21 protein-coding genes and 1 pseudogene are annotated in these 19,314 nt (G+C 71.0%); 14 read left to right on the top strand and 8 right to left on the bottom strand.

The annotated features are described in order from the left end of the window. Window positions 1–91: 91 nt before the first annotated feature. Entirely contained in the window at window positions 92–1,270 is a 1,179-nt protein-coding gene (locus ACFVYA_RS20155) for an NAD(P)/FAD-dependent oxidoreductase (protein ID WP_387046864.1), read from the bottom strand. A gap of 81 nt (window positions 1,271–1,351) precedes the next feature. Between ACFVYA_RS20155 and ACFVYA_RS20160 the strand changes: the two genes are divergently transcribed. The 7 genes from ACFVYA_RS20160 to ACFVYA_RS20190 all read left to right on the top strand — a co-directional run bounded on the left by ACFVYA_RS20160 (window position 1,352) and on the right by ACFVYA_RS20190 (window position 7,150). Continuing rightward, the gene (locus ACFVYA_RS20160) at window positions 1,352–2,716 is read left to right on the top strand and encodes a wax ester/triacylglycerol synthase family O-acyltransferase (RefSeq protein ID WP_285985981.1); all 1,365 of its coding nucleotides are present in this window, start codon (window positions 1,352–1,354) and stop codon (window positions 2,714–2,716) included. A gap of 128 nt (window positions 2,717–2,844) precedes the next feature. Continuing rightward, the gene (pqqA, locus tag ACFVYA_RS20165; protein WP_043776987.1) at window positions 2,845–2,931 is read left to right on the top strand and encodes a pyrroloquinoline quinone precursor peptide PqqA; all 87 of its coding nucleotides are present in this window, start codon (window positions 2,845–2,847) and stop codon (window positions 2,929–2,931) included. A gap of 3 nt (window positions 2,932–2,934) precedes the next feature. After that, window positions 2,935–3,624: a pyrroloquinoline-quinone synthase PqqC gene (gene pqqC / locus ACFVYA_RS20170; RefSeq protein WP_387046866.1), complete on the top strand. Its 690-nt coding sequence runs from the start codon at window positions 2,935–2,937 to the stop codon at window positions 3,622–3,624. Beyond that, window positions 3,621–3,887, top strand: a complete 267-nt coding sequence (pqqD, locus tag ACFVYA_RS20175; RefSeq protein ID WP_387046868.1) for a pyrroloquinoline quinone biosynthesis peptide chaperone PqqD — start codon at window positions 3,621–3,623, stop codon at window positions 3,885–3,887. The genes pqqC and pqqD overlap by 4 nt, the downstream gene beginning before the upstream one ends. Continuing rightward, entirely contained in the window at window positions 3,878–4,942 is a 1,065-nt protein-coding gene (pqqE, locus tag ACFVYA_RS20180) for a pyrroloquinoline quinone biosynthesis protein PqqE (protein ID WP_387046870.1), read from the top strand. Before pqqD ends, pqqE begins: the two co-directional genes overlap by 10 nt. Further along, window positions 4,939–5,766 (top strand): pyrroloquinoline quinone biosynthesis protein PqqB, encoded by an 828-nt coding sequence (gene pqqB / locus ACFVYA_RS20185; RefSeq protein WP_387046872.1) that lies wholly within the window; start codon window positions 4,939–4,941, stop codon window positions 5,764–5,766. The genes pqqE and pqqB overlap by 4 nt, the downstream gene beginning before the upstream one ends. Before the next feature lie 151 nt (window positions 5,767–5,917). Further along, a complete protein-coding gene (locus tag ACFVYA_RS20190) occupies window positions 5,918–7,150 on the top strand; it encodes an MFS transporter (RefSeq protein ID WP_387046874.1) in 1,233 nt (410 codons plus the stop codon). Between the two features lie 76 nt (window positions 7,151–7,226). On the opposite strand, the gene ACFVYA_RS20195 is transcribed toward ACFVYA_RS20190, so the two are convergent. From ACFVYA_RS20195 to ACFVYA_RS20205, 3 genes are read right to left on the bottom strand one after another with little or no spacing between them, the layout of a single operon-like run. After that, window positions 7,227–7,484, bottom strand: a complete 258-nt coding sequence (locus ACFVYA_RS20195) for a hypothetical protein (protein ID WP_387046876.1) — start codon at window positions 7,482–7,484, stop codon at window positions 7,227–7,229. Window positions 7,485–7,542: 58 nt separating this feature from the next. Continuing rightward, window positions 7,543–8,925: an amidase gene (locus tag ACFVYA_RS20200; protein ID WP_387046878.1), complete on the bottom strand. Its 1,383-nt coding sequence runs from the start codon at window positions 8,923–8,925 to the stop codon at window positions 7,543–7,545. After that, complete coding sequence (locus tag ACFVYA_RS20205) at window positions 8,922–9,920, bottom strand: D-2-hydroxyacid dehydrogenase (RefSeq protein WP_387046880.1); 999 nt, start codon at window positions 9,918–9,920, stop codon at window positions 8,922–8,924. The genes ACFVYA_RS20200 and ACFVYA_RS20205 overlap by 4 nt, the downstream gene beginning before the upstream one ends. 101 nt (window positions 9,921–10,021) lie before the next feature. On the opposite strand from ACFVYA_RS20205, the gene ACFVYA_RS20210 reads away from it, so the two are divergent. From ACFVYA_RS20210 to ACFVYA_RS20220, 3 genes are read left to right on the top strand one after another with little or no spacing between them, the layout of a single operon-like run. Beyond that, window positions 10,022–10,762 (top strand): Asp/Glu/hydantoin racemase, encoded by a 741-nt coding sequence (locus ACFVYA_RS20210; RefSeq protein WP_387046882.1) that lies wholly within the window; start codon window positions 10,022–10,024, stop codon window positions 10,760–10,762. Between the two features lie 60 nt (window positions 10,763–10,822). Then, window positions 10,823–11,569 carry a maleate cis-trans isomerase gene (locus ACFVYA_RS20215; protein ID WP_387046884.1) on the top strand — a complete coding sequence of 249 codons (747 nt, stop codon included), beginning with the start codon at window positions 10,823–10,825 and terminating at the stop codon, window positions 11,567–11,569. A 1-nt stretch (window position 11,570) separates the two neighbouring features. Next, a complete protein-coding gene (locus ACFVYA_RS20220) occupies window positions 11,571–12,281 on the top strand; it encodes a GntR family transcriptional regulator (RefSeq protein ID WP_285985992.1) in 711 nt (236 codons plus the stop codon). A gap of 160 nt (window positions 12,282–12,441) precedes the next feature. On the opposite strand, the pseudogene ACFVYA_RS20225 reads toward ACFVYA_RS20220, so the two are convergent. The 3 genes and pseudogenes from ACFVYA_RS20225 to ACFVYA_RS20235 all read right to left on the bottom strand — a co-directional run bounded on the left by ACFVYA_RS20225 (window position 12,442) and on the right by ACFVYA_RS20235 (window position 15,485). After that, a pseudogene (locus ACFVYA_RS20225) lies at window positions 12,442–12,905 on the bottom strand (DUF4262 domain-containing protein). A 61-nt stretch (window positions 12,906–12,966) separates the two neighbouring features. Next, entirely contained in the window at window positions 12,967–14,025 is a 1,059-nt protein-coding gene (locus ACFVYA_RS20230; protein WP_387046886.1) for a tartrate dehydrogenase, read from the bottom strand. Then, a complete protein-coding gene (locus tag ACFVYA_RS20235) occupies window positions 14,022–15,485 on the bottom strand; it encodes an NAD-dependent succinate-semialdehyde dehydrogenase (RefSeq protein WP_387046888.1) in 1,464 nt (487 codons plus the stop codon). The genes ACFVYA_RS20230 and ACFVYA_RS20235 overlap by 4 nt, the downstream gene beginning before the upstream one ends. A gap of 91 nt (window positions 15,486–15,576) precedes the next feature. Here ACFVYA_RS20235 and ACFVYA_RS20240 point away from each other — a divergent pair, with 91 nt between their 5' ends. Next, complete coding sequence (locus ACFVYA_RS20240) at window positions 15,577–16,833, top strand: aspartate aminotransferase family protein (protein ID WP_387046890.1); 1,257 nt, start codon at window positions 15,577–15,579, stop codon at window positions 16,831–16,833. Between the two features lie 2 nt (window positions 16,834–16,835). Then, entirely contained in the window at window positions 16,836–17,333 is a 498-nt protein-coding gene (locus ACFVYA_RS20245; RefSeq protein WP_013229621.1) for a DUF3830 family protein, read from the top strand. A gap of 48 nt (window positions 17,334–17,381) precedes the next feature. Here ACFVYA_RS20245 and ACFVYA_RS20250 read toward each other — a convergent pair whose 3' ends face one another. After that, complete coding sequence (locus ACFVYA_RS20250; protein ID WP_387046892.1) at window positions 17,382–18,203, bottom strand: aldo/keto reductase; 822 nt, start codon at window positions 18,201–18,203, stop codon at window positions 17,382–17,384. 212 nt (window positions 18,204–18,415) lie between these two features. On the opposite strand from ACFVYA_RS20250, the gene ACFVYA_RS20255 reads away from it, so the two are divergent. Further along, complete coding sequence (locus tag ACFVYA_RS20255; protein ID WP_387046894.1) at window positions 18,416–18,787, top strand: hypothetical protein; 372 nt, start codon at window positions 18,416–18,418, stop codon at window positions 18,785–18,787. Between the two features lie 5 nt (window positions 18,788–18,792). Then, complete coding sequence (locus ACFVYA_RS20260) at window positions 18,793–19,269, top strand: roadblock/LC7 domain-containing protein (RefSeq protein WP_387046982.1); 477 nt, start codon at window positions 18,793–18,795, stop codon at window positions 19,267–19,269. Window positions 19,270–19,314 lie beyond the last annotated feature (45 nt).

Raw genomic sequence — 19,314 nt, forward strand, 5'->3', positions numbered from 1 at the left:
GTGAGAAGGGTGTTCAGGTCGGTCGTCACAAACTGATCTTGGACACCCTTCGCCCGTCTCCGGTCACCACCCAGACTTACGCATTACTCGTCTAGACGATGTTGTGTTCCACCGGTGCGGTATCGACGGTTTCGAACCGCCGGACGTCGAGCTCGGCGATGTCCACCGCCGGCCGTCGCCGCAGGTAGAGGTCCCGGATCAGCTCGCCGGCGGCCGGGCCCATCTGGAAGCCGTGTCCGGAGAAGCCGGTCGCGTAGAAGAACCGCGACAGCAGGACGCTTTCCCCGATGATCTGGTTGCGGTCCGGCGTCGTTTCGTACAGCCCGGCCCAGGCTGTCCGGACGCCGGCGTCGAGCACGGCCGGGATCCGGCGGCCCGCCAGCTCGGCCAGCCGCGGCAGCCACTCGCCCGCCTCGTACTGGGTGTCGAAGCCGGGGACGCCGTCGTCCTCCGAGAACGACATCGCCAGGCCGGGGCCCTCGCGGTGGAAGTAGAAGGCCGACGGCATCTCGATGGTGAGCGGAACCGATTCCGGCAGCCCGGGCACCGGCCCCGTGAACACGACCTGCCGCCGGAACGGGCGCACCGGCAGGTCCAGCCCGGCCAGCTCGCCGATCCGGCCCGACCACGCGCCGGCCGCGCACACCACCGCGCCGGTCCGGACGAACCCCGCGGTCGTGACGACGCCGGTCAGCGCGTCGCCGTCGCGCTCGATCCCGGTGACCTCGACGCCGGTCCGCAGGTTCGCGCCGTGCGCGCGGGCCGCTCTCGCGTACCCCTGGACGACCGCGTCCGGCGTCGCCTTGGCGTCGTCCGGCGACCAGAGCGCGGCCACGAGGCCGTCGGTCTCCACCAGCGGGAGCACCTTCCTCGCCTCGCCGGGGTCGAGCAGGTGGCTGCGGACGCCGTACTCGCGCTGGAGCTCGGCGCAGCGTTCGAACGCGGGCACGTCGGCCGGGTCGGTGACGAGGTAGAGGTAACCGTCGCGGCGGAAGTCGATCTCGGTGCCGAAGTCCCGCGAGAAAGCGCTGTACGCGGCCAGCCCGCGCAGGCCGAGTTCGACGTTGACGCGACTGGTGAACGACGACCGGATGCCGCCCGCGGCCTTCGCCGTCGAGCCGCCGCCCAGCTCGCCGCGCTCGAGGAGCAGCACGTGCACTCCGGCTTCGGCGAGCCGGAACGCGCAGCTGAGGCCGATCACCCCGCCGCCGATCACGACGCAGTCGGCCATCGGTGGCAAGGACGTTTCCCCGGCGCCGCGGGCGGTCATACTCGCCAGAGTAGAACGTGATCCACCGGCGGCCACCGAGCGCGTAGAGTCGGCGTGCCGAGCTTGAGAAGGTGATGTCCCATGGCGATGATGCCCGTGACCGATTCGATGTTCCTCCTCGTCGAAACGCGCGAGCATCCGATGCACGTGGGCGGTCTGCAGCTGTTCAAGAAACCCGAGGGCGCCGGCGACGACTACCTCCGCGACGTCCGGCGTTCGCTGCTCGAGTCGGACAACATGCGCTCGGTGTTCCGGCGCCGCCCGGCCCGGCCGGTCAACACGATGGGGCACGTCGCCTGGGCGAACGACACCGAGCTCGAGCTCGACTACCACTTCCGGCACTCGGCGCTGCCGCAGCCGGGCCGGGTCCGCGAGCTGCTGGAGCTGACCAGCCGCTGGCACAGCACCCTGCTCGACCGGCACCGGCCGCTCTGGGAGACCCACCTCATCGAAGGGCTCGACGACGGCCGGTTCGCCGTCTACACCAAGGTCCACCACGCGCTGATGGACGGCGTTTCGGCGCTGCGCCAGCTGCAGGGCTCGCTCTCGGACGACCCGGCGGACATGGATTGCCCGCCGTGGTGGGGCAGCCGGCGCAAGCCGGGCGAAGAACGCGCGAAGCGCCCGCGGTCGTTCCTGCAGACCGCGAGCAAGACGGCCAACCAGCTCGCGAGCCTGGCTCCCGCCGCGATGAAGGTGGCGCGGGAGGCGTTCGGCGAACACACCCTGACGCTGCCGGGCCAGGCGCCGAAGACCATGCTCAACGTGCCGATCGGCGGCGCGCGGCGGTTCGCGGCGCAGAAGTGGCCGCTGGACCGCGTCCGCCAGGTGGCGACCGCGGCCGGGGTCTCGCGCAACGACGTCGTGCTCGCGATGTGCTCGGGCGCGCTGCGGGACTACCTCATCGAACAGCGCGCGCTGCCGGACGCGCCGCTCATCGCGATGGTGCCGGTGTCGCTGCGGCGCCAGAACGATCCGGGTGAGGCGGCGGGCAACAACATCGGCGCGCTGCTGTGCAACCTCGCCACCGACCTGCCGGACGCGGGCAAGCGGCTCGTCACGATCCACCAGTCGATGCGCAACGGCAAGCGGCTGTTCTCGGAACTGACGCCGCTGCAGACGTTGCTGCTCTCGGCGGTGAACGTCGCGCAGCTCGGCGTCTCGCCGATCCCGGGCGTCGTCAAGAACACGCGGCCGCCGTTCAACCTGGTGATCTCGAACGTGCCCGGCCCGCGCAAGCAGATGTACTGGAACGGCGCCCAGCTCGACGGCATCTACCCGGCGTCGGTGCTGCTCGACGGCCAGGCCGTGAACATCACGCTGACCAGCAACGGCGATCACCTCGACTTCGGTATCACGGGCTGCCGCCGCAGCGTCCCGCACCTGCAGCGGATCCTGACACACCTCGACACGGCCTTGGTGGAACTCGAAGCTGCGGTAAGGTAGCCCGCTCACCGACACGTCGGCTCCCCCATCGGAAGGAATCTTTCCGAAAGCGGGGCGAAAATTCTGGTCAGTACCCTCCGCGCGCTCCTAAGGTGGCGGCGATCAGCCCCCGGAAAGAGGAGCAGGACATGACCGAGGAGTGGACGACCCCGGACTTCGTCGAGTACGAAACCCCGATGGAGGTCACCGCCTACGCGGCCCGCATGGCGGACTGACGGATGCCGGTCGAGCCACTCCCGGAAAGCGCGTTCATCGACGCGCTGCGCGGTCTTTCCGGCCGGTACTGGGGAACGCACCCGTTCCACCGCCGGCTGCACGCGGGCGAGCTCGACGAGCGCGCGCTGCGGATCTGGGCGGCGAACCGCTGGTACTACCAGTGCGTGCTGCCGCAGAAGGACGCGGCGATCATCAGCAACTGCCCGCTGCCCGAGATCCGCCGCCAGTGGCTCGACCGGATCGTCTACCACGACGGCGTGAGCGCCGGTACCGGCGGGATCGAACGCTGGCTGCGGCTCTGCACGGCGGTCGGCCTGGACCGCGACGAGGTTCTCGATGAACGGCACGTCGCTCCCGGCGTCCGGTTCGCCGTGGACGCCTACGTGACCTTCGCGCGGACGAAACCGTGGTGGGAGGCCGTCGCGTCGGGACTGACCGAGATGTTCGCCGGGCACCTGATGCGGCAGCGGGTGGCGGACATGCTCGCGAACTATTCGTGGATCGCGCGCGAAGACCTCGACTACTTCACCAACCGGATCGACAAGGTTTCCGGCGAAGGCAAGGACACCCTCGACATCGTGGTCCGCCACTGCGTCACGCGCGAACAACAGGACCGCGCGATCGCCGCGCTGTCGTTCAAGTGCGACGTGCTGTGGTCGATGCTCGACGCGATCGAACGGACGGCCGCGTGATCACCGCCGAGTCGGTTCCGCAGCTGCGCCGCGGCGTCCGGCTGTCCTTCGACCACGTGAGGGAGACGCACGTGCTGCTGTTCCCCGAGGGTGTCCTGGTGCCGAACGCCACCGCGGCCGCGGTGCTCGAGCTCTGCGACGGCGCCCGGTCCGTCACCGAGATCACGGCGGCGCTTTCCGAGCGCTACTCCGGCGTGGTCGCGCAGGACGTCCTGTCCGTGATGGCCCGGCTGGGCGAACGGCGGGTCGTCGCATGGACGTGAGCCCGCCGCTGGGCCTGCTGGCCGAGCTGACCCACCGCTGCCCGCTGCACTGTCCTTATTGCTCGAACCCGGTGGAACTGACCACCCGGAACGCCGAACTGTCCACAACGGACTGGCTGTCGGTGCTGTCCCAGGCCCGCGAACTCGGCGTCCTGCAGGTGCACATGTCCGGCGGCGAGCCGTTGCTCCGGCCGGACCTGCCGGCACTGGTCGCGCACGCGAGCGGGCTCGGCTGCTACGTCAACCTGGTCACTTCCGGGCTCGGCCTGACGTCGTCGCGGCTCGACGACCTCGTGGAGCGCGGGCTGGCACACGTCCAGCTGTCGGCGCAGGGCGCGACCCGGGAGCGGGCCGACCTGCTGGCCGGGGCGAAAGCGCACGACCGGAAGCTCGCCGCGGCCGCGCTGGTGAAGGCGTCCGGGCTGCCGCTGTCGCTGAACGTGGTGCTGCACCGGCAGAATCACGACCAGCTGGCCGGGATCATCGAGCTGGCCGAGCGGATGGGCGCGGACCGGCTGGAGCTGGCGAACACGCAGTACTACGGCTGGGCGCTGCGCAACCGGGACGCGCTGATGCCGACGGCCGCGCAGCTCGCCGCCGCGGAGCCGGTGGTGCGTGCGGCGGTCGCGCGCTTGCGGGGCACGATGGAGATCGTCTACGTCGTCGCCGACTACCACGAGCCGTACCCGAAGCCGTGCATGTACGGCTGGGGTGCGCGGCAGCTGACCGTGGCCCCGGACGGCACGGTGCTGCCGTGCCCGGCGGCGTCGGCGATCACGACGCTTTTGCTTTCGTCCGTGCGGGACACGCCGCTGGCCGAGATCTGGTACCACTCGTCGTCGTTCAACGCCTACCGCGGCGAGGAGTGGATGACCGAGCCCTGCCGCACGTGCGACCGTCGCGAAATCGACTTCGGCGGCTGCCGCTGCCAGGCGTTCCTGCTCACCGGCGACGCCGCGGCCACGGACCCGGTGTGCTCGCGCTCGCCGCGGCGTTCCTCGGTCGATCTGATCCTGAGCCGTCCTCCGGTGGCTGATTTGGTCATGCGCCGGTGAAGGTGATCCTGCTCGGCACCGCGGCGGGCGGCGGGTGTCCACAATGGAACTGCGCCTGCCGCCTCTGCACGTCCGGGCTGGTGCCGCGCACGCAGGACTGCGTCGCGATCAGCGCGGACGGCACCGGCTGGTACCTGCTGAACTGCTCGCCGGACATCCGGGCGCAGATCCTCGGGACGCCGGAGCTGCGGGCCGGGCCGGGGCCACGTGAGATCCCGCTGCGCGGGGTGCTGCTGACGGACGCCGAACTCGACCACGCGCTGGGCCTGCTGATGCTGCGCGAATCGGGCGGGCTCCCGGTGTGGGCGCCACCGGCGGCGCTGTCCGCGCTGTCGCCGTTCCGGGCCGTTCTGGACGGCTACGGCGGCTGGACGTGGTCGTCCGTTGTGGACATTCCCGGGTTGCGGATCGAGGTGCTGCCGGTGAGCGACAAGCGGCCGAAGTACGCCACTGCTCCAGTTGAGGGCCCCTGGGTGGTCGCCTACCGGATTTCGGACCCGGCGACCGGCGGGGTGCTGGTGTACGCGCCGTGCCTGCGGAGCCGGCCTGCCGGGTTTGACGAGTTCGTCGCGGACGCTTCTCTCGTCCTGCTGGACGGGACGTTCTACGCGCCGGACGAGATGGCCGGCGTCGGCGGGCCGGACCAGCTCGCGATGGGCCACCTGCCGATCACGGCGAGCCTGCCCCTGATCGACGGGCGGCGGTGGGCGTTCACGCACGTCAACAACACGAACCCGGTGCTGGACCCGGCGTCGGCCGAGCACGCCGCCGTGCTGGCGGCAGGTGCCTCGCTGCCGCCGGACGGCACGACGTACGTGCTTTAAGCCGTTGACAGCGGTGATTGGCTGGAGCCATGTGCCTCCCGGTGACCGCTCATCGCCGATCGCCGATGAGCGACCCGCACCGGCCTGACGCGCCCTTCCGCCGGCCGGCCGCCGCGCGACTGCCGCGTCCTCCCCGGCCGGAGCCGCTCCCGTGACCGCGTCACTCCTCGCCCCGCTGCGGGCAGCTCCGTTCCGCGCCCTCGTCGCCGGCCGGAGCCTGGCCCAGTTCGGGAACGCGGTCGCACCCTTCGCGCTCGCCTTCGCCGTGGTCGATCTCACCGGGTCCGCCGTCGATCTCGGGATCGTCGTCGGGGCTCGTTCGCTCGCGAACGTGCTTCTGCTGCTGTTCGGCGGGATGCTGGCCGATCGGCTCCCCCGGTCCGTCATCCTGCAGGGCACCGAAACCGCCGCCGCCCTCACCCAGGCCGTCGTGGCCGCGAGTGTCCTTTGTGGATTCGCTTCGATCCCGCTGCTGGCCGGGCTCGGGTTCGTCAACGGCGCCGTCTCGGCCATCTCGCTGCCCGCGGCCGCTTCCCTCACGCCGTCGACCGTGCCCGGTTCGCTGCTCACCCAGGCGAACGCCCTGGTCCGGCTGCTTTCGAACACCGGCCGCATCGCCGGGGCCGGGCTGGCCGGCGTGCTCGTCGCCTTCGCCGGCTCCGGGTGGGCCCTCGCCGCGAACTCCCTGCTCTTCCTCGCCGCCGCGCTCGCGTACCGGCGGATCCGGCTGCCGCGCGGGGAACGCCTGCCCGGCAGCCGTCCGCTCGCCGAGCTCGCCGAAGGCTGGCGGGAGTTCCGCGCGCGGGCGTGGGTGTGGCTGGTGGTGCTGCAGTTCATGATCGTCAACGCGGTGACCGCCGGTGCGCTGCTGGTGCTCGGCCCGCTCGTCGCCGACGACACCTTCGGCCGCACCGGCTGGGGGCTCGCGCTGGCCGGGCAGACCGCGGGATCGCTGGTCGGCGGCGTCCTCGCCGCCCACTGGCAGCCGCGACGGATGCTCTTCACCGGCGTCGCGGTGGTCATGGCCGGGGCGCTGCCGATGCTGGCCCTCGGCCGGACGCCGTACCTGCTGCCGCTGCTGGCCGCGATGTTCCTCTCGGGCGTCGCCCTCGAACAGTTCTCCGTCGCGTGGGACGTGTCGCTGCAGGAGAACATCCCGCCGGACAAGCTCGCCCGCGTCTACTCCTACGACATGCTCGGGTCGTTCGTCGCGATGCCGATCGGCCAGCTCACCGCGGGCCCGCTGGCCGAACACGCCGGCCGGTCGGCGACGCTCGCCGGGGGCGCGGCCCTGGTCGTCGTCGCGACGGCGCTCGTGCTGTGCAGCTCGCAGGTGCGGGGGCTGGTCCGCCGGGCGCCGGCCGGCTCGGACGCGCCGGGCTAGCTCCGGCCGGCCCACGCTGGGGCACCGGGCCGCGCCCGGCTACCGCCCCACGCGGGGGCACCGGGCCGCGCCCCCGCTACCGGCCTACGCGCGGTCCGGACGTCAGGTCGCGGTGGCCGTCGAGGCGCCACCAGCTCTCCAGCGTCTCGCGCAGGGCCTTCAGCAGTTCACCGCCGGTCTCCAGCGGGACCAGCGCCGCCCTGCCGTCGTCCACCCGCAGCGCGGCGGACAGCCGGTCGCCCTGCTCGATCAGGCCGACGACCACCCGCATCGGCTCCCCGGTGACGTCGACGGTCGGGATGACACGTTCGTACCGCCAGCCTGGAGCGTTCACCCGGCCGACAGTGGCACAGCTTCCCGCACTCCGGTCCGGGTTTCACCCTCACGTGTGGTCAAGCGGGCGCCCAGGGCCGCACTTCCTCCAGCAGCTTCGCCACGGCCAGCACGAGGTCGTCCGAGTGCCGCGGCCCGACGATCTGCAGGCCGACCGGCAGCCCCGCCGACGTGCGCCCGGCCGGCACGCTGATCGCCGGCTGCTGGGTCATGTTGAACGGGTACGTGAACGGCGTCCACTCCGGCCACTCGCTCAGCCCGCTGCCCGGCGGCACGTCGTGCCCGGCCTCGAACGCCGCGATCGGCAGGGTCGGCGTGATCAGCACGTCGTAGCGGGTGTGGAACTCGCCCATCCGGATGCCCAGCGCGGCGCGCTCGGCGGTCGCGTCGAGGTAGTCGCTCGCCGTCCACTTCTCGCCGAGTTCCCAGACCCGGCGCAGACCGGGGTCGGTCCGCTCCCCGGACCCGGGCGGGAACGAGTCCAGCAGCTTCGCCGCCCCCGAGGACCACAGGACGTCGAACGCCGGCTTCGGGTCGGCGAACCCGGGGTCGGTCTCTTCGATGTGCAAGCCGGCGTCGCCCAGCGCGCGGACCGCGCCGGCGACGATCCCGGCCACCTCGGGGTCGACGTCGACGTAGCCGAGCGTCGGCGAAAACGCGGCGATCAGCCCGCGCACGTCCCGCCGGACGGCCTCGCGGAACGACCCCGCCGGCGGCGCCAGCGCGGCCGGGTCGCGGTGGTCGGGCAGGGACAGCACGTCCAGCAGCAGCGCGGTGTCGTCCACCGACCGCGCCATCGGCCCGGCGTGCGAGAGCGGGCCGAACGGGCTCGCCGGGTAGAGCGGGATCCGGCCGTGGGTGGGCTTCAGCCCGACGATGCCGCAGAACGACGCCGGGATCCGCACCGAGCCACCGCCGTCCGTGCCGACCGACAGCTCGCCCATCCCCGCCGCGACGGCCGCGGCGCTGCCGCCGCTCGACCCGCCCGCCGTCTTCGACGGGTCGGCCGGGTTGCGCGTGATGCCGCACAGCGGGCTGTCGGTGACGCCCTTCCAGCCGATCTCGGGCGTGGTCGTCTTGCCCAGCAGCACCAGGCCGGCCTCGCGCATCCGCGCGGCGACCGGGCTGTCGACGTCCCACGGCTGGTCCGGGTCGATGCTCTTCGAGCCCCGGACGGTCGGCCAGCCCTGGGTGAGGAACATGTCCTTGATCGACGACGGCACGCCGTCGAGCCACCCGATCGGGTTACCGTCCCGCCAGCGGACCTCGGACGCCTTCGCCTGCTCCAGCGCGCGATCGGCGTCGACGAGGCAGAAGGCGTTGCACTCGCCGTCCCGGGCTTCGATGGCCTGCAGGGCGTTCTGCGTCGCCTCGACCGGCGAAAGCTCACCGGTCGCGTAGGCGGCGACGAGCTCGCTGGCGGTCAGCATCCTGTCGTTCATCCGGCTCCCTGGTTCCCCGACGGCACGTACCCGAGCGTCTTGTCGACGACATTGCGCAGCGGCTCCCCAGCGCGCCAGCGGCGGAAGTTTTCGGTGAACACCTCGACCAGCGTGGTCCGCCAGCCGACGAAGTCCCCGGACATATGCGGCGAGATCAGCACGTCCGGCAGGGTCCACAGCGGGCTTTCGGCCGGCAGCGGCTCGGTGTCGAAGACGTCGAGCGCGGCCCCGGCGATGGCCTTGCTTTCGAGTGCCGCGACCAGGTCGGAGGTGACGACCAGCTCGCCCCGGCCGACGTTGACGAACCGCGCCGACGGCTTCATCGCGGCAAACGCCCGCGCGTCGAACATGCCCTTGGTGTGCTCGGTCAGCGGCGCGACCGCGACGACGTAATCGGCGTGCGGCAGGATTTCGGTGAGCCGCGCGGACTCGTGCACGACGCCGAAGTCGGGGTCGCCGGTACGCGCCCGGCGCCCGGCGCCGCTCACCCGCATCCCGGCCGCGCGCAGCAGCCGCGCGATGGCCCGGCCGATCGGCCCGGTGCCGACGACCACCACCTCGCGCCCGGCGATCCGCTCGCTTTCGCGGTGCAGCCAGCGGCCCTCGCGCTGCAGGTCGCGCGAGCGCGCGAAGTCCTTCGCGAAGGCGAGTACGACGCCCAGCACGTACTCCGCGATGGCGTCGTCGAAGACGCCCCGCGAGTTCGTCAGGACCACGTCGCTCTCCCGCAGCCCCGGGAACAGCACGGGGTCGACCCCCGCGCTGGCGATGTGCAGCCAGCGCAGCCGGTCGGCCGCGTGCCACGCGCCGGGCACGGCCGTGGAGAGGAAGTCGTAGACGAAGAGGGCGTCCGCCCCGGACAACGCTTCGGCAAGGCCCGCCGCGTCCGTGTAACGCACGACCGCCCCGGATTCGACAGCACGCATGTCCGGTGGGCGGGACTCGCCGCAGAGCACGGCCAGGACGGGAGCTTCCCGGTGTTCCGAGGCGATCACGTTGACACGGTAAAAGTCACTCGTATGATTGTCAACAATCCGAGGAACGACCCCCGGAGCACCGGACGTGTCACACACAGACGTATTCCGGAGGCTGAGCCTTGGATTTCGACTTCCTGGCGTTCGACGGCCCGCTGGCGCAACGCGGCATCGGCGTCATCGCCCCCTTCGACCTCGCGCTGGAGCGCGAGCTCTGGCGCTGGGTGCCGATGGAGGTGTCCCTCCACCTCGCCCGCACGCCGTACGAGCCCGTGCCGGTCAGCATGGAGATGGCCCGCCTGGTCAGCGACAGCCACCACCTGGCCGGCGCGACCCGCGACGTGCTGCACGTCGAGCCCGAGGTCGTCGCCTACCTCTGCACGTCGGGCAGCTTCGTCAACGGCGTCGACTACGAGCGCTCGCTGACCAAGGCGATCTGCGACGCCGGCGCGCCGGACGCCGTCACCACCTCGGGCGCGCTCGCCGAAGTGCTACACCAGCTCGACCTCCACCGCGTCTCGGTGCTCACGCCCTACGACGCCGACCTGACCGCCGCCCTGCACGGCTTCCTCGCCGAACTGGACGTCACGACCGTCGCCAGCGACCACCTCGGCCTGGGCGGCGGCATCTGGAAGGTCAGCTACCGGACCATCGCCGAGCGCATCCTCGCCGCCGACCACGGCGACGCCGAAGCGATCTTCGTCAGCTGCACCAACCTCCCCACCTACGACCTGATCGAACCGCTGGAAGCCGCGCTCGGCAAGCCGGTACTCACCGCCAACCAGCTGACGATGTGGGCGTGCCTGCGCCGGATGCACCTCCCCATCGTCGGACCCGGGAGGTGGCTCCGTGACGTGTCGTGAAGGTTTTCCTTGACCTTCCCTCTAGGATTGTCGACAATTTGCGTCCCCTCCGGAGGTTCCGTGACCACCATCGGTTTCATCTACCCCGACCACGCGGCCGAAGACGACTACCCGCTGGCCGAGCAGCTGCTCGGCGGCATGGCCGTCGACGAGGGCGACATCCGGCTGGCGGTCGAGCACATCTACGGCACCGACAAGCACGCGGTGGCCGAGCTGCTCGACCTCGGCAGCGAGGCCCGCCTCGCCGACGGCGCCGCCCTCCTCGCCAAGCACGAACCCGACGCGGTCATCTGGGCGTGCACCAGCGGCAGCTTCGTCTACGGCTGGGAGGGCGCCCGCGACCAGGCCGACCGCCTCGCCGCCGTCGCCGGTGTCCCGGCCTCCAGCACCTCCTTCGCGTTCGTGCACGCCGCGCGCGCCCTGGACGTCAAGCGGGTCGCCGTCGCCGCCAGCTACCCGGACGACATCGCCCGGCTGTTCGTGGACTTCCTGAAGGCCGGCGGCATCGAGGTCGTCTCGATGGCCAGCGCGGACATCGTCACGGCGGCCGAGGTCGGCGCGATGAGCCCGGAGGCCGTCGTCGAGCTCGCCGTGAGCCACGACCACCCGGACGCCGAAGCGGTGCTCGTGCCGGACACCGCCATGCGCACCCTCGGCGAGATCAACGCGGTGGAAGCCGCGCTGGGCAAGCCCGTGCTGACCGCCAACCAGGTCACGGTCTGGGAGGGCCTGCGCCTGACCGGCCGGCACCGGCTCGTCCGCTCGCTCGGCGCGCTCTTCCGGCACCAACCGCGCGGGAGCGCCTGACATGGCCCTGCCACCGGGCATGCTGCCCGAGATCGAACCGGTGAGCCGCGAGTCGACGGCCGCCGTCATCGCGCGCCAGCTGCGTGACGCGATCATGACGGGCGCCCTCCCGCCCGGGACCCAGCTCGGCGAGAGCGAGCTGGCCGCGCGGTTCCAGGTGTCACGGGGGCCGCTCCGGGAAGCCATGCAGCACCTGGTGTCCGAAGGGCTGCTGCGCAGCGAACGGCACCGCGGGCTGTTCGTGATCGACCTCGAGCCGGGCGACGTCTACGACATCTACGCCGCCCGTTCGGCGATCGAGCGAGCCGCCATGCTGCGCGCCCTGCGCGGCGGCGACCGCGACCGGATCGCGGACCTGCTCGAGCAGACCGTCACCGAGATGGCGACCGCGGCGAGCGAGGACGACCCCAGCGCGCTCTCCACGGCGGACCTGAAGTTCCACGAGGCCCTCATCAACGCCTCCGGCAGCAAGCGGCTCGTGCGGATGGCCCGGACGCTGCTGATCGAGACGCGGATGTGCCTGACGGCGTTGCAGAGCACATACCAGCGGGTCGAGGAGCGCGTGGAGGAGCACACGAAGCTGATCCAGGCGCTTCGGGACGGCGACGAGGAGACGGCGCTGACGCTCCTCGAGGCCCATATGGAGGACGCGGTCCAGCGGCTCGCGCCGGGCACGAGCTTGACGGACGGGCAAGCCCCGCCGGTGCCGTGATCGCAGGGACGACACGCGTGATTGGACGGTCGACACGCGTGATTGGGAGGTCGACTCGCGTACCGGAGTGGACGACACGCGTGACCGGAACCCGACCTCGCGTGATTGGGGACGGAACTCGCGTGATTGGGGACGGAAGGTGCGGGTGGGGCGGGGCGGGTCAGTGGGCATGGCGGGGTCCCAGGACCGGCTGGCCCGCTCGGCCGTCGCGGTAGTCGGGGGACCAGGGAAGCGGCCCTGGGCGTCCGCGTGGACCAGTTGCAGCGCACGGATTTCCGGGCCGTACAGCGCCGCCGCGAAGACCAGGTGCACCGACGGCTCCGTGAGCTCGACGACCTCGACCAGCGGGCCGTCGGGCAGCGGGATGCGTTCGCCCGCCGTGGGTGGTGAGCCGCGCAGGACGTGGGCGGCCAGGGAGTTCAGCAAGCCGCCGGCCGCGAGGGCCGGGAGGCCGGTCACCACCAGCTCCGGCAAGCCGTACCCGCTCAGGCCGATCGTGTAGGCCCACGGCGGGTACGGCCCGGTTCCCTCCACTCCCTGCACCAGCCAGCCCCGCTCGGCCACGCCGCCGCGAAGCCGTTCCAGGTAACCGGGTCTGTCCCGGTTCTCGCACTCGAAGCACATCGGTGTCTCCTCCCCCTCGGTGGGCTCGGGAACCACCGTGCCGGAGGGCACCGACAAAAACTCAGCCCAGCGCTTCGGCCACCGCCGTGCCGAGCCGTTCTGTGGTATCCGTGCCGCCGAGGTCGGGCGTGCGCACGCGGCCCTCGTCGAGCACCCGGTCCACCGCGGTGCGGATCGCTTGCGCCGCAACGGTTTCACCCAGGTGTTCGACCAGCATCGCGGCCGCCAGGATCTGCGCCACGGGGTTGGCGATCCCCTGCCCCGCGATGTCCGGAGCGCTCCCGTGGACCGCCTCGAACATCGACGGGAATTCACCCGATGGGTTGATGTTGCCGGACGGTGCCATGCCGAGCCCGCCGGTGATCGCGGCCGCGAGGTCGCTGAGGATGTCGCCGAAGAGGTTCGACGCCACCACGACGTCGAGCCGGTCCGGCGCCTGGACCATCCGCGCCGCCAAGGCATCCACGTGCATCTGTTCACTGTGGACATCGGGATACCCGGCGGCCACCTCGGCGAAGATCTCGTCCCAGAAGGGCATCGAGTGGATGAGCCCGTTGGACTTCGTCGCCGAGCACACGCGGGAAGACCGCGTCCGCGCCAGTTCGAACGCGTACCGGATGATCCGCGTGACGCCGACACGCGTGAAAACCGACTCCTGCAGCACGAATTCGTCCGGCCGGCCGGCGTTGTGCCGCCCGCCGATCGCCGAGTACTCCCCTTCGGAGTTCTCCCGGACGATGACCAGCTCCAGCTCCTCGGCCTTCCGCCCGGTCAGCACGGACGTCGTGCCCGGCAGCAGCCGCACCGGGCGCAGGTTGACGTACTGCTGGAACGCCCGCCGCAGCGGGATCAGCAGGCCCCACAGGGAAACGTGGTCCGGCACGCCGGGGAAGCCGACCGCGCCGAGCAGGATCCCGTCGAACGCCGACAGCTGCGAAACGCCGTCGTCCGGCATCATCGACCCGAGCCGCGCGTACCGCTCGCAGCTCCAGTCGAACTCGGTCCACTCCAGCGAAAAGCCGAACCGCGCGGAAGCCCGGTCGAGGACCTTGCGGGCCTCGACCGTGACGTCCACGCCGATCCCGTCGCCCGGGATGCTCGCCAAGCGGTACGCACTCACAGGGCGACCGCGATGTACTTGGTCTCCAGGAACTCGTCGATGCCGACCGAGCCGCCTTCGCGACCCAGCCCGGACTGCTTGATCCCGCCGAACGGCGCCGCCGGGTTCGACACGATGCCCTGGTTGAGCCCGATCATGCCGGCCTCCAGCGCTTCCGAAACCCGCAGCGCGCGCTTGAGGTCGCTGGTGAAGAGGTAGGAAACGAGCCCGAACTCGGTGTCGTTCGCCTTCGCCACGGCCTCTTCTTCGGTGTCGAACGGCGTGATCGGGGCGACCGGACCGAAGATCTCCTCGTGCGTCAGCCGCGCATCCTGCGGGACGTCGGTGAGCACCGTGGCCTGGTAGAAGTGGCCCGGCCCGTCGACGGCCGAGCCGCCGGTGAGCACCTTCGCGCCGCGGTCGGTGGCGTCCTTGACCAGCTCGGTCACCTTGTCGACGGCCTTGTCGTCGATCAGCGGGCCGACCACGACGTCCTTCTCGGTGCCGCGGCCCATCGGCAGGGCCCGCATGCGCTCGGTCAGCCGCCGCGCGAACTCCTCGACGACGCCGCGGTGCACGTAGAACCGGTTCGCCGCGGTGCAGGCCTCGCCGATGTTGCGCATCTTCGCCTGCATCGCGCCGTCGATGGCCGCCTCCATGTCCGCGTCGTCGAAGACAAGGAACGGCGCGTTGCCACCCAGCTCCATCGACGTCCGCAGGATCTTGTCGGCGCACTGTTCGAGCAGCTTGCGGCCGACGCCGGTCGAACCGGTGAAGGAGAGCTTGCGGGCGCGGCCGTCGCGGATCAGCGGCTCCATCACGCCACCGGAGTCGCTCGTCGTGACGACGTTGAGCACGCCTTCGGGCAGCCCCGCTTCGGCGAGGATGCCGGCCAGCGCGAGCATCGACAGCGGTGTCTGGGCGGCGGGCTTGATCACCGAGGTGCAGCCCGCGGCGATCGCCGGGCCGATCTTGCGCGTGCCCATCGCCATCGGGAAGTTCCACGGCGTGATGAGCAGCGTCGGCCCGACCGGCTGCTTCGTGATGAGGAACCGGCCCGCGCCGTTCGGGGCGGTCGCGTAGCCGCCGTCGATGCGGACGGCCTCTTCGGCGAACCAGCGGAAGAACTCGGCGGCGTAGGCGATCTCGCCCTTCGACTCGGCGAGCGGCTTGCCCATTTCCAGGGTCATCAGCAGCGCCAGTTCCTCCTGGCGCTGCATCAGCAGCTCGTAGGCGCGGCGCAGGATCTCGCCGCGCTCGCGGGGGGCCATCTTCGCGAAATCGGCCTGCGCCGCGACGGCGGCGTCCAGCGCCGCGACACCGTCCGACGGCGAGGCGTCGGCGACGTGGCACAGCTGTTTGCCGGTGGCCGGGTCGACCACGGGAAAGGTCTTGCCGTCCTGGGCGGCGACCCACTTGCCGCCGATGAACAGTTCCTTGCCGACCGCCTCGACGACGCCGGACTCGGTGCTCGCGCTCATCCCGACTTGCTCCTCACGTGTTGTCCCGAGGGCCATGCTATGGATATTGTCAACAATCGACAACCCGCTCGAACCGACCGAGGAGCACGCTGTGGCCCAGCTCTCTCCGCTGCTCAAGCAGGCAACGCCCGTCGTGGTCGACCACGGTGAAGGGGTTTACCTCTACGACGTCGAGGGCAAACGCCACCTCGACTTCACCGCCGGCATCGGCGTCACGAGCACCGGCCACTGCCACCCCCACGTCGTGCGGGCCGCACAGGAGCAGATCGGCAAGCTCGTCCACGGCCAGTACACGACGGTCATGCACAAGCCGCTCCTCGAGCTGACCGAGCGCCTCGGCGCGGTCCTGCCGAGCGGGCTCGACTCGCTCTTCTACGCGAACTCGGGCAGTGAAGCCGTCGAAGCGGCGTTGCGGCTTTCGCGACAGGCGACGAAACGCCCGAACGTCATCGTCTTCCAGGGTGGCTTCCACGGCCGGACGGTCGCCGCCGCGACCATGACGACGTCCGGGACGCGGTTCAGCGCCGGCATCGGCCCGCTGATGGCCGGCGTGCACGTCGCGCCGTTCCCGTACGCCTACCACTACGGCTGGGACGAGCAGACGGCGACGAAGTTCGCCCTGCGCGAGCTCGACTACCTCTTCCAGACCGTCTGCGCGCCGAACGAAACCGCCGCGTTCTTTGTCGAACCCGTGCTGGGCGAGGGCGGGTACGTCCCGGCGAACACCGAGTTCCTGGCGGGCCTGCGCGAGCGCGCCGACCGGCACGGCATCCTGCTCGTCGTCGACGAGATCCAGACCGGCTTCGGCCGCACCGGGAAGTTCTGGGGCCACGACCACTTCGACGTCTCCCCCGACATCGTCCTCATCGCGAAGGGCCTGGCGAGCGGCTTCCCGCTGTCCGGCATCGCCGCTTCCCAGGAGCTGATGGCGAAGGCTTTGCCGGGATCGCAGGGCGGGACGTACGGCGGCAACGCCGTTTCGTGCGCCGCCGCGATCGCGACGCTCGAAGTCATCCAGCAGGAGAACCTGGTCGAAAACGCCGCCGAGCGCGGCCGCCAGCTCCTCGAGGGCGCGCGGGTGATCGCGGACAAGACGCCGTCGATCGGCGAGGTGCGCGGGCTCGGGCTGCTGGTCGGCTCGGAGTTCAGCACCGACGGCGGCGAGCCCGACACGGCCACCGCGCAGGCCGCCCAGCAGGCGGCGGCGAAGAACGGGCTGCTGCTGCTCACCTGCGGGCCGTACATGAACGTCGTCCGCATGGTGCCGCCGCTGGTCGTCACCGCCGAGCAGGTCGACGACGCGCTGCGGATCTGGGGCGACGTCGTCGCCTCGGTCACGGGGAGCTGAGCGTGGCCCGGTACATCACGATCACCCTCGACAAGCGCGGTGTCTCCTGCCGCGCCCGGCTGCTGGACGACGAAGCACCGCGGACCTGCAAAGCGGTCTGGGACGCGTTGCCGCAGAGCGGTTCCGCCTACCACGCGAAGTACGCGCGCAACGAGGTCTACACGCTCGTGCCGCCGTTCGCGGAACCCAAGCCCGGCCGGGAGAACCCGACGATCACGCCGATCCCCGGCGACGTCGTCTATTTCGGTTTCGAGGCTTGGGAAATCGGCAACCCGGCGTACGGCTACGACGAAGACAGCGAGGCGCACAGCGACCAGGGCGCAACCGACCTGGCGATCTTCTACGGCCGCAACAACCTGCTGATCAACGGCGACGCGGGCTGGGTGCCCGGCAACGTGTTCGCCACGATCGAAGAGGGCCTGGCCGAGATGGCGGCGGCCGCACAGGACCTGTGGCTGCGGGGTGTCGAGGGCGAGACGCTCTCGTTCGCCCGCGCCTGACGCCGGAACCTCGAGCCCGGCCGCGGGGAAACCACGGCCGGGCCGGGTTCAGCCGAGCGCGGTCAGCTGCTCGAAATCCTCGTCGGAGAGCGTCACGTCAGCGGCCGCGCAGTTTTCTTCCAGGTGCGGGATCGACGACGTCCCCGGGATCGGGATCACGACCGGCGAACGGTGCAGCAGCCAGGCGAGGGAGACCTGCGCGGGTGTCGCGCCGACGCCGGCCGCGACCTTGGCGAGCAGACCACCCGCCGTGGCGTGGTCACCGCGCGCGATCGGGAGCCAGGGGACGAACGCGATGCCTTCGCGCTCGCAATAGCGGAGCACGTCTTCGGACGCGCGATCGGTCAGGTTGTAGCGGTTCTGGACGCTCGCGATCGGGGCGATGGCTCGTGCCTCGGTCAGCTGCGCGACGCTGACCTCGGACAACCCGATCCGGGCGATCTTGCCCTCCTCCCGCAGCCGGGCGAGCGCGCCGATCTGGTCGGCGAGCGGCACCTGCGGGTCGAGCCGGTGCAGCTGCAGCAGGTCGAGGCGGTCGACGCGCAGGCGCCGCAGCGAAAGTTCCGCCTGCTGGCGGAGGTATTCCGGCCGGCCGAGCGGAACCCACTCGCCCCGGCTCGGGCGGGCGTGCCCGCACTTCGTCGCGATGAACAGCCCCGGATACGGGTGAAGCGCGTCGGCGAGCAGTTCTTCGTTCAGGCCCAGGTCGTAGGCGTCGGCGGTGTCGAAGAAGGTCACGCCGAGCTCCGCGGCGCGACGCGCGACCGCCGTGGCGCCGGCTTTCACGTGGTCCCATTCGGTGAGCCGCATGGCGCCGAAACCCAGCCGGTGCACGGAAAGGCCGTCTTCGAAGGTGTACGTCGAGGTCATGCCGGAAGCTTCGCCGCCGTCATCGTCACCCGCTAGAGATTTAGTCTGAGCTAAATCCACGGTTTCTACTCTGTGTGACCTGATAGCGCGAACAGAGCAGCTCGATTAGGCCGTTCGGGGATATGCGGACGGATCGAGCAACTTTAGGGTGATCGAACCTGACCACTGGGGTCGGCACGTCGAGGCGTCGGGACTAGGAGAAGACGAGCCACATGAACATCGAAACGGCGTTGAAGGAAGCCCTTTCCATCTCGGGCGCGGTGGGAGCCGCCCTGGTCGACTACGAAAGCGGGATGGCGCTCGGGACATTGGGCGGCGGCGACTGGCTGGACCTGGACACCGCGGCCGCGGGCAACACCGAAGTCGTCCGGTCCAAGCTGCGGGTGATCTCCGCCCTCCGGCTCAACGACGAGATCGAGGACATCCTCATCACGCTGGGCCATCAGTACCACCTGATCCGCCTGCTGAGGCCGGCCAAGGTCGACTCCGCGCTGTTCCTCTACCTCGTCCTGGACCGGGAACGGGCCAACCTCGCGCTGGCGCGGCACTACCTGAAGAACATCGAAGCCGAGCTGGTCGTGTGACGGAGATGCCGGCCGAGGTACCCGGCCCCCCGATCCCCCTGCCGACGCGCAGGCAAGGCGCGGCCCAGAGTTTCCCGCCACCGCAGAAGGTCCAGCCGTCCCACCCCGAGGCCGCGGCCGTGGCCAAGGCACTCCAGGAGATCCGCGACAAGGTCGACCGGGCCAACATCACCGGGCTCCTGCTGGCAAGCCGCGACGGCCTGCTGCTGGCCAGCGACACGCAGGAAATCGAAGACGACAGCGTGGCGGCCATGGCGGCCGCCGCCGTCGGGCTCGCCACGAGGTTCATCGGCCAGGCCGGCCTGGGCGAGGCACGGGGAGCGATGTTCCAGGGCTCTCTCGGGCACGTCTGCGTCTTTCCCGTGCAGGGATCCATCCTGTTGGTTCTGTTCGCCCGGCCGGACACGACCATGGGCCTGTTCAACGTCGTCGCCCGGCAGGCGCTGACACTGCTCCAAGACGCCCTGACCACGGCGAACTGACTACCAGGCCTCCTCCGCGCCGAAACGTGAAAATCCTTCATGGCG

Source organism: Amycolatopsis sp. NPDC058278, assembly GCF_042881395.1.
In the GTDB taxonomy this organism is placed as follows: domain Bacteria; phylum Actinomycetota; class Actinomycetes; order Mycobacteriales; family Pseudonocardiaceae; genus Amycolatopsis.

Bases quoted from the DNA above. Each gene is read 5' to 3' on its own strand.
- ACFVYA_RS20235 (WP_387046888.1), bottom strand. From the start codon at position 15,485: ATGAGCGCGAGCACCGAGTCCGGCGTCGTCGAGGCGGTCGGCAAGGAA.
- ACFVYA_RS20200 (WP_387046878.1), bottom strand. From the start codon at position 8,925: ATGAACGACAGGATGCTGACCGCCAGCGAGCTCGTCGCCGCCTACGCG.
- ACFVYA_RS20260 (WP_387046982.1), top strand. From the start codon at position 18,793: ATGCCGGCCGAGGTACCCGGCCCCCCGATCCCCCTGCCGACGCGCAGG.
- pqqC (WP_387046866.1), top strand. From the start codon at position 2,935: ATGCCGGTCGAGCCACTCCCGGAAAGCGCGTTCATCGACGCGCTGCGC.
- ACFVYA_RS20155 (WP_387046864.1), bottom strand. From the start codon at position 1,270: ATGACCGCCCGCGGCGCCGGGGAAACGTCCTTGCCACCGATGGCCGAC.
- ACFVYA_RS20255 (WP_387046894.1), top strand. From the start codon at position 18,416: ATGAACATCGAAACGGCGTTGAAGGAAGCCCTTTCCATCTCGGGCGCG.
- ACFVYA_RS20160 (WP_285985981.1), top strand. From the start codon at position 1,352: ATGGCGATGATGCCCGTGACCGATTCGATGTTCCTCCTCGTCGAAACG.
- ACFVYA_RS20250 (WP_387046892.1), bottom strand. From the start codon at position 18,203: ATGACCTCGACGTACACCTTCGAAGACGGCCTTTCCGTGCACCGGCTG.
- ACFVYA_RS20220 (WP_285985992.1), top strand. From the start codon at position 11,571: ATGGCCCTGCCACCGGGCATGCTGCCCGAGATCGAACCGGTGAGCCGC.
- pqqA (WP_043776987.1), top strand. From the start codon at position 2,845: ATGACCGAGGAGTGGACGACCCCGGACTTCGTCGAGTACGAAACCCCG.
- pqqE (WP_387046870.1), top strand. From the start codon at position 3,878: ATGGACGTGAGCCCGCCGCTGGGCCTGCTGGCCGAGCTGACCCACCGC.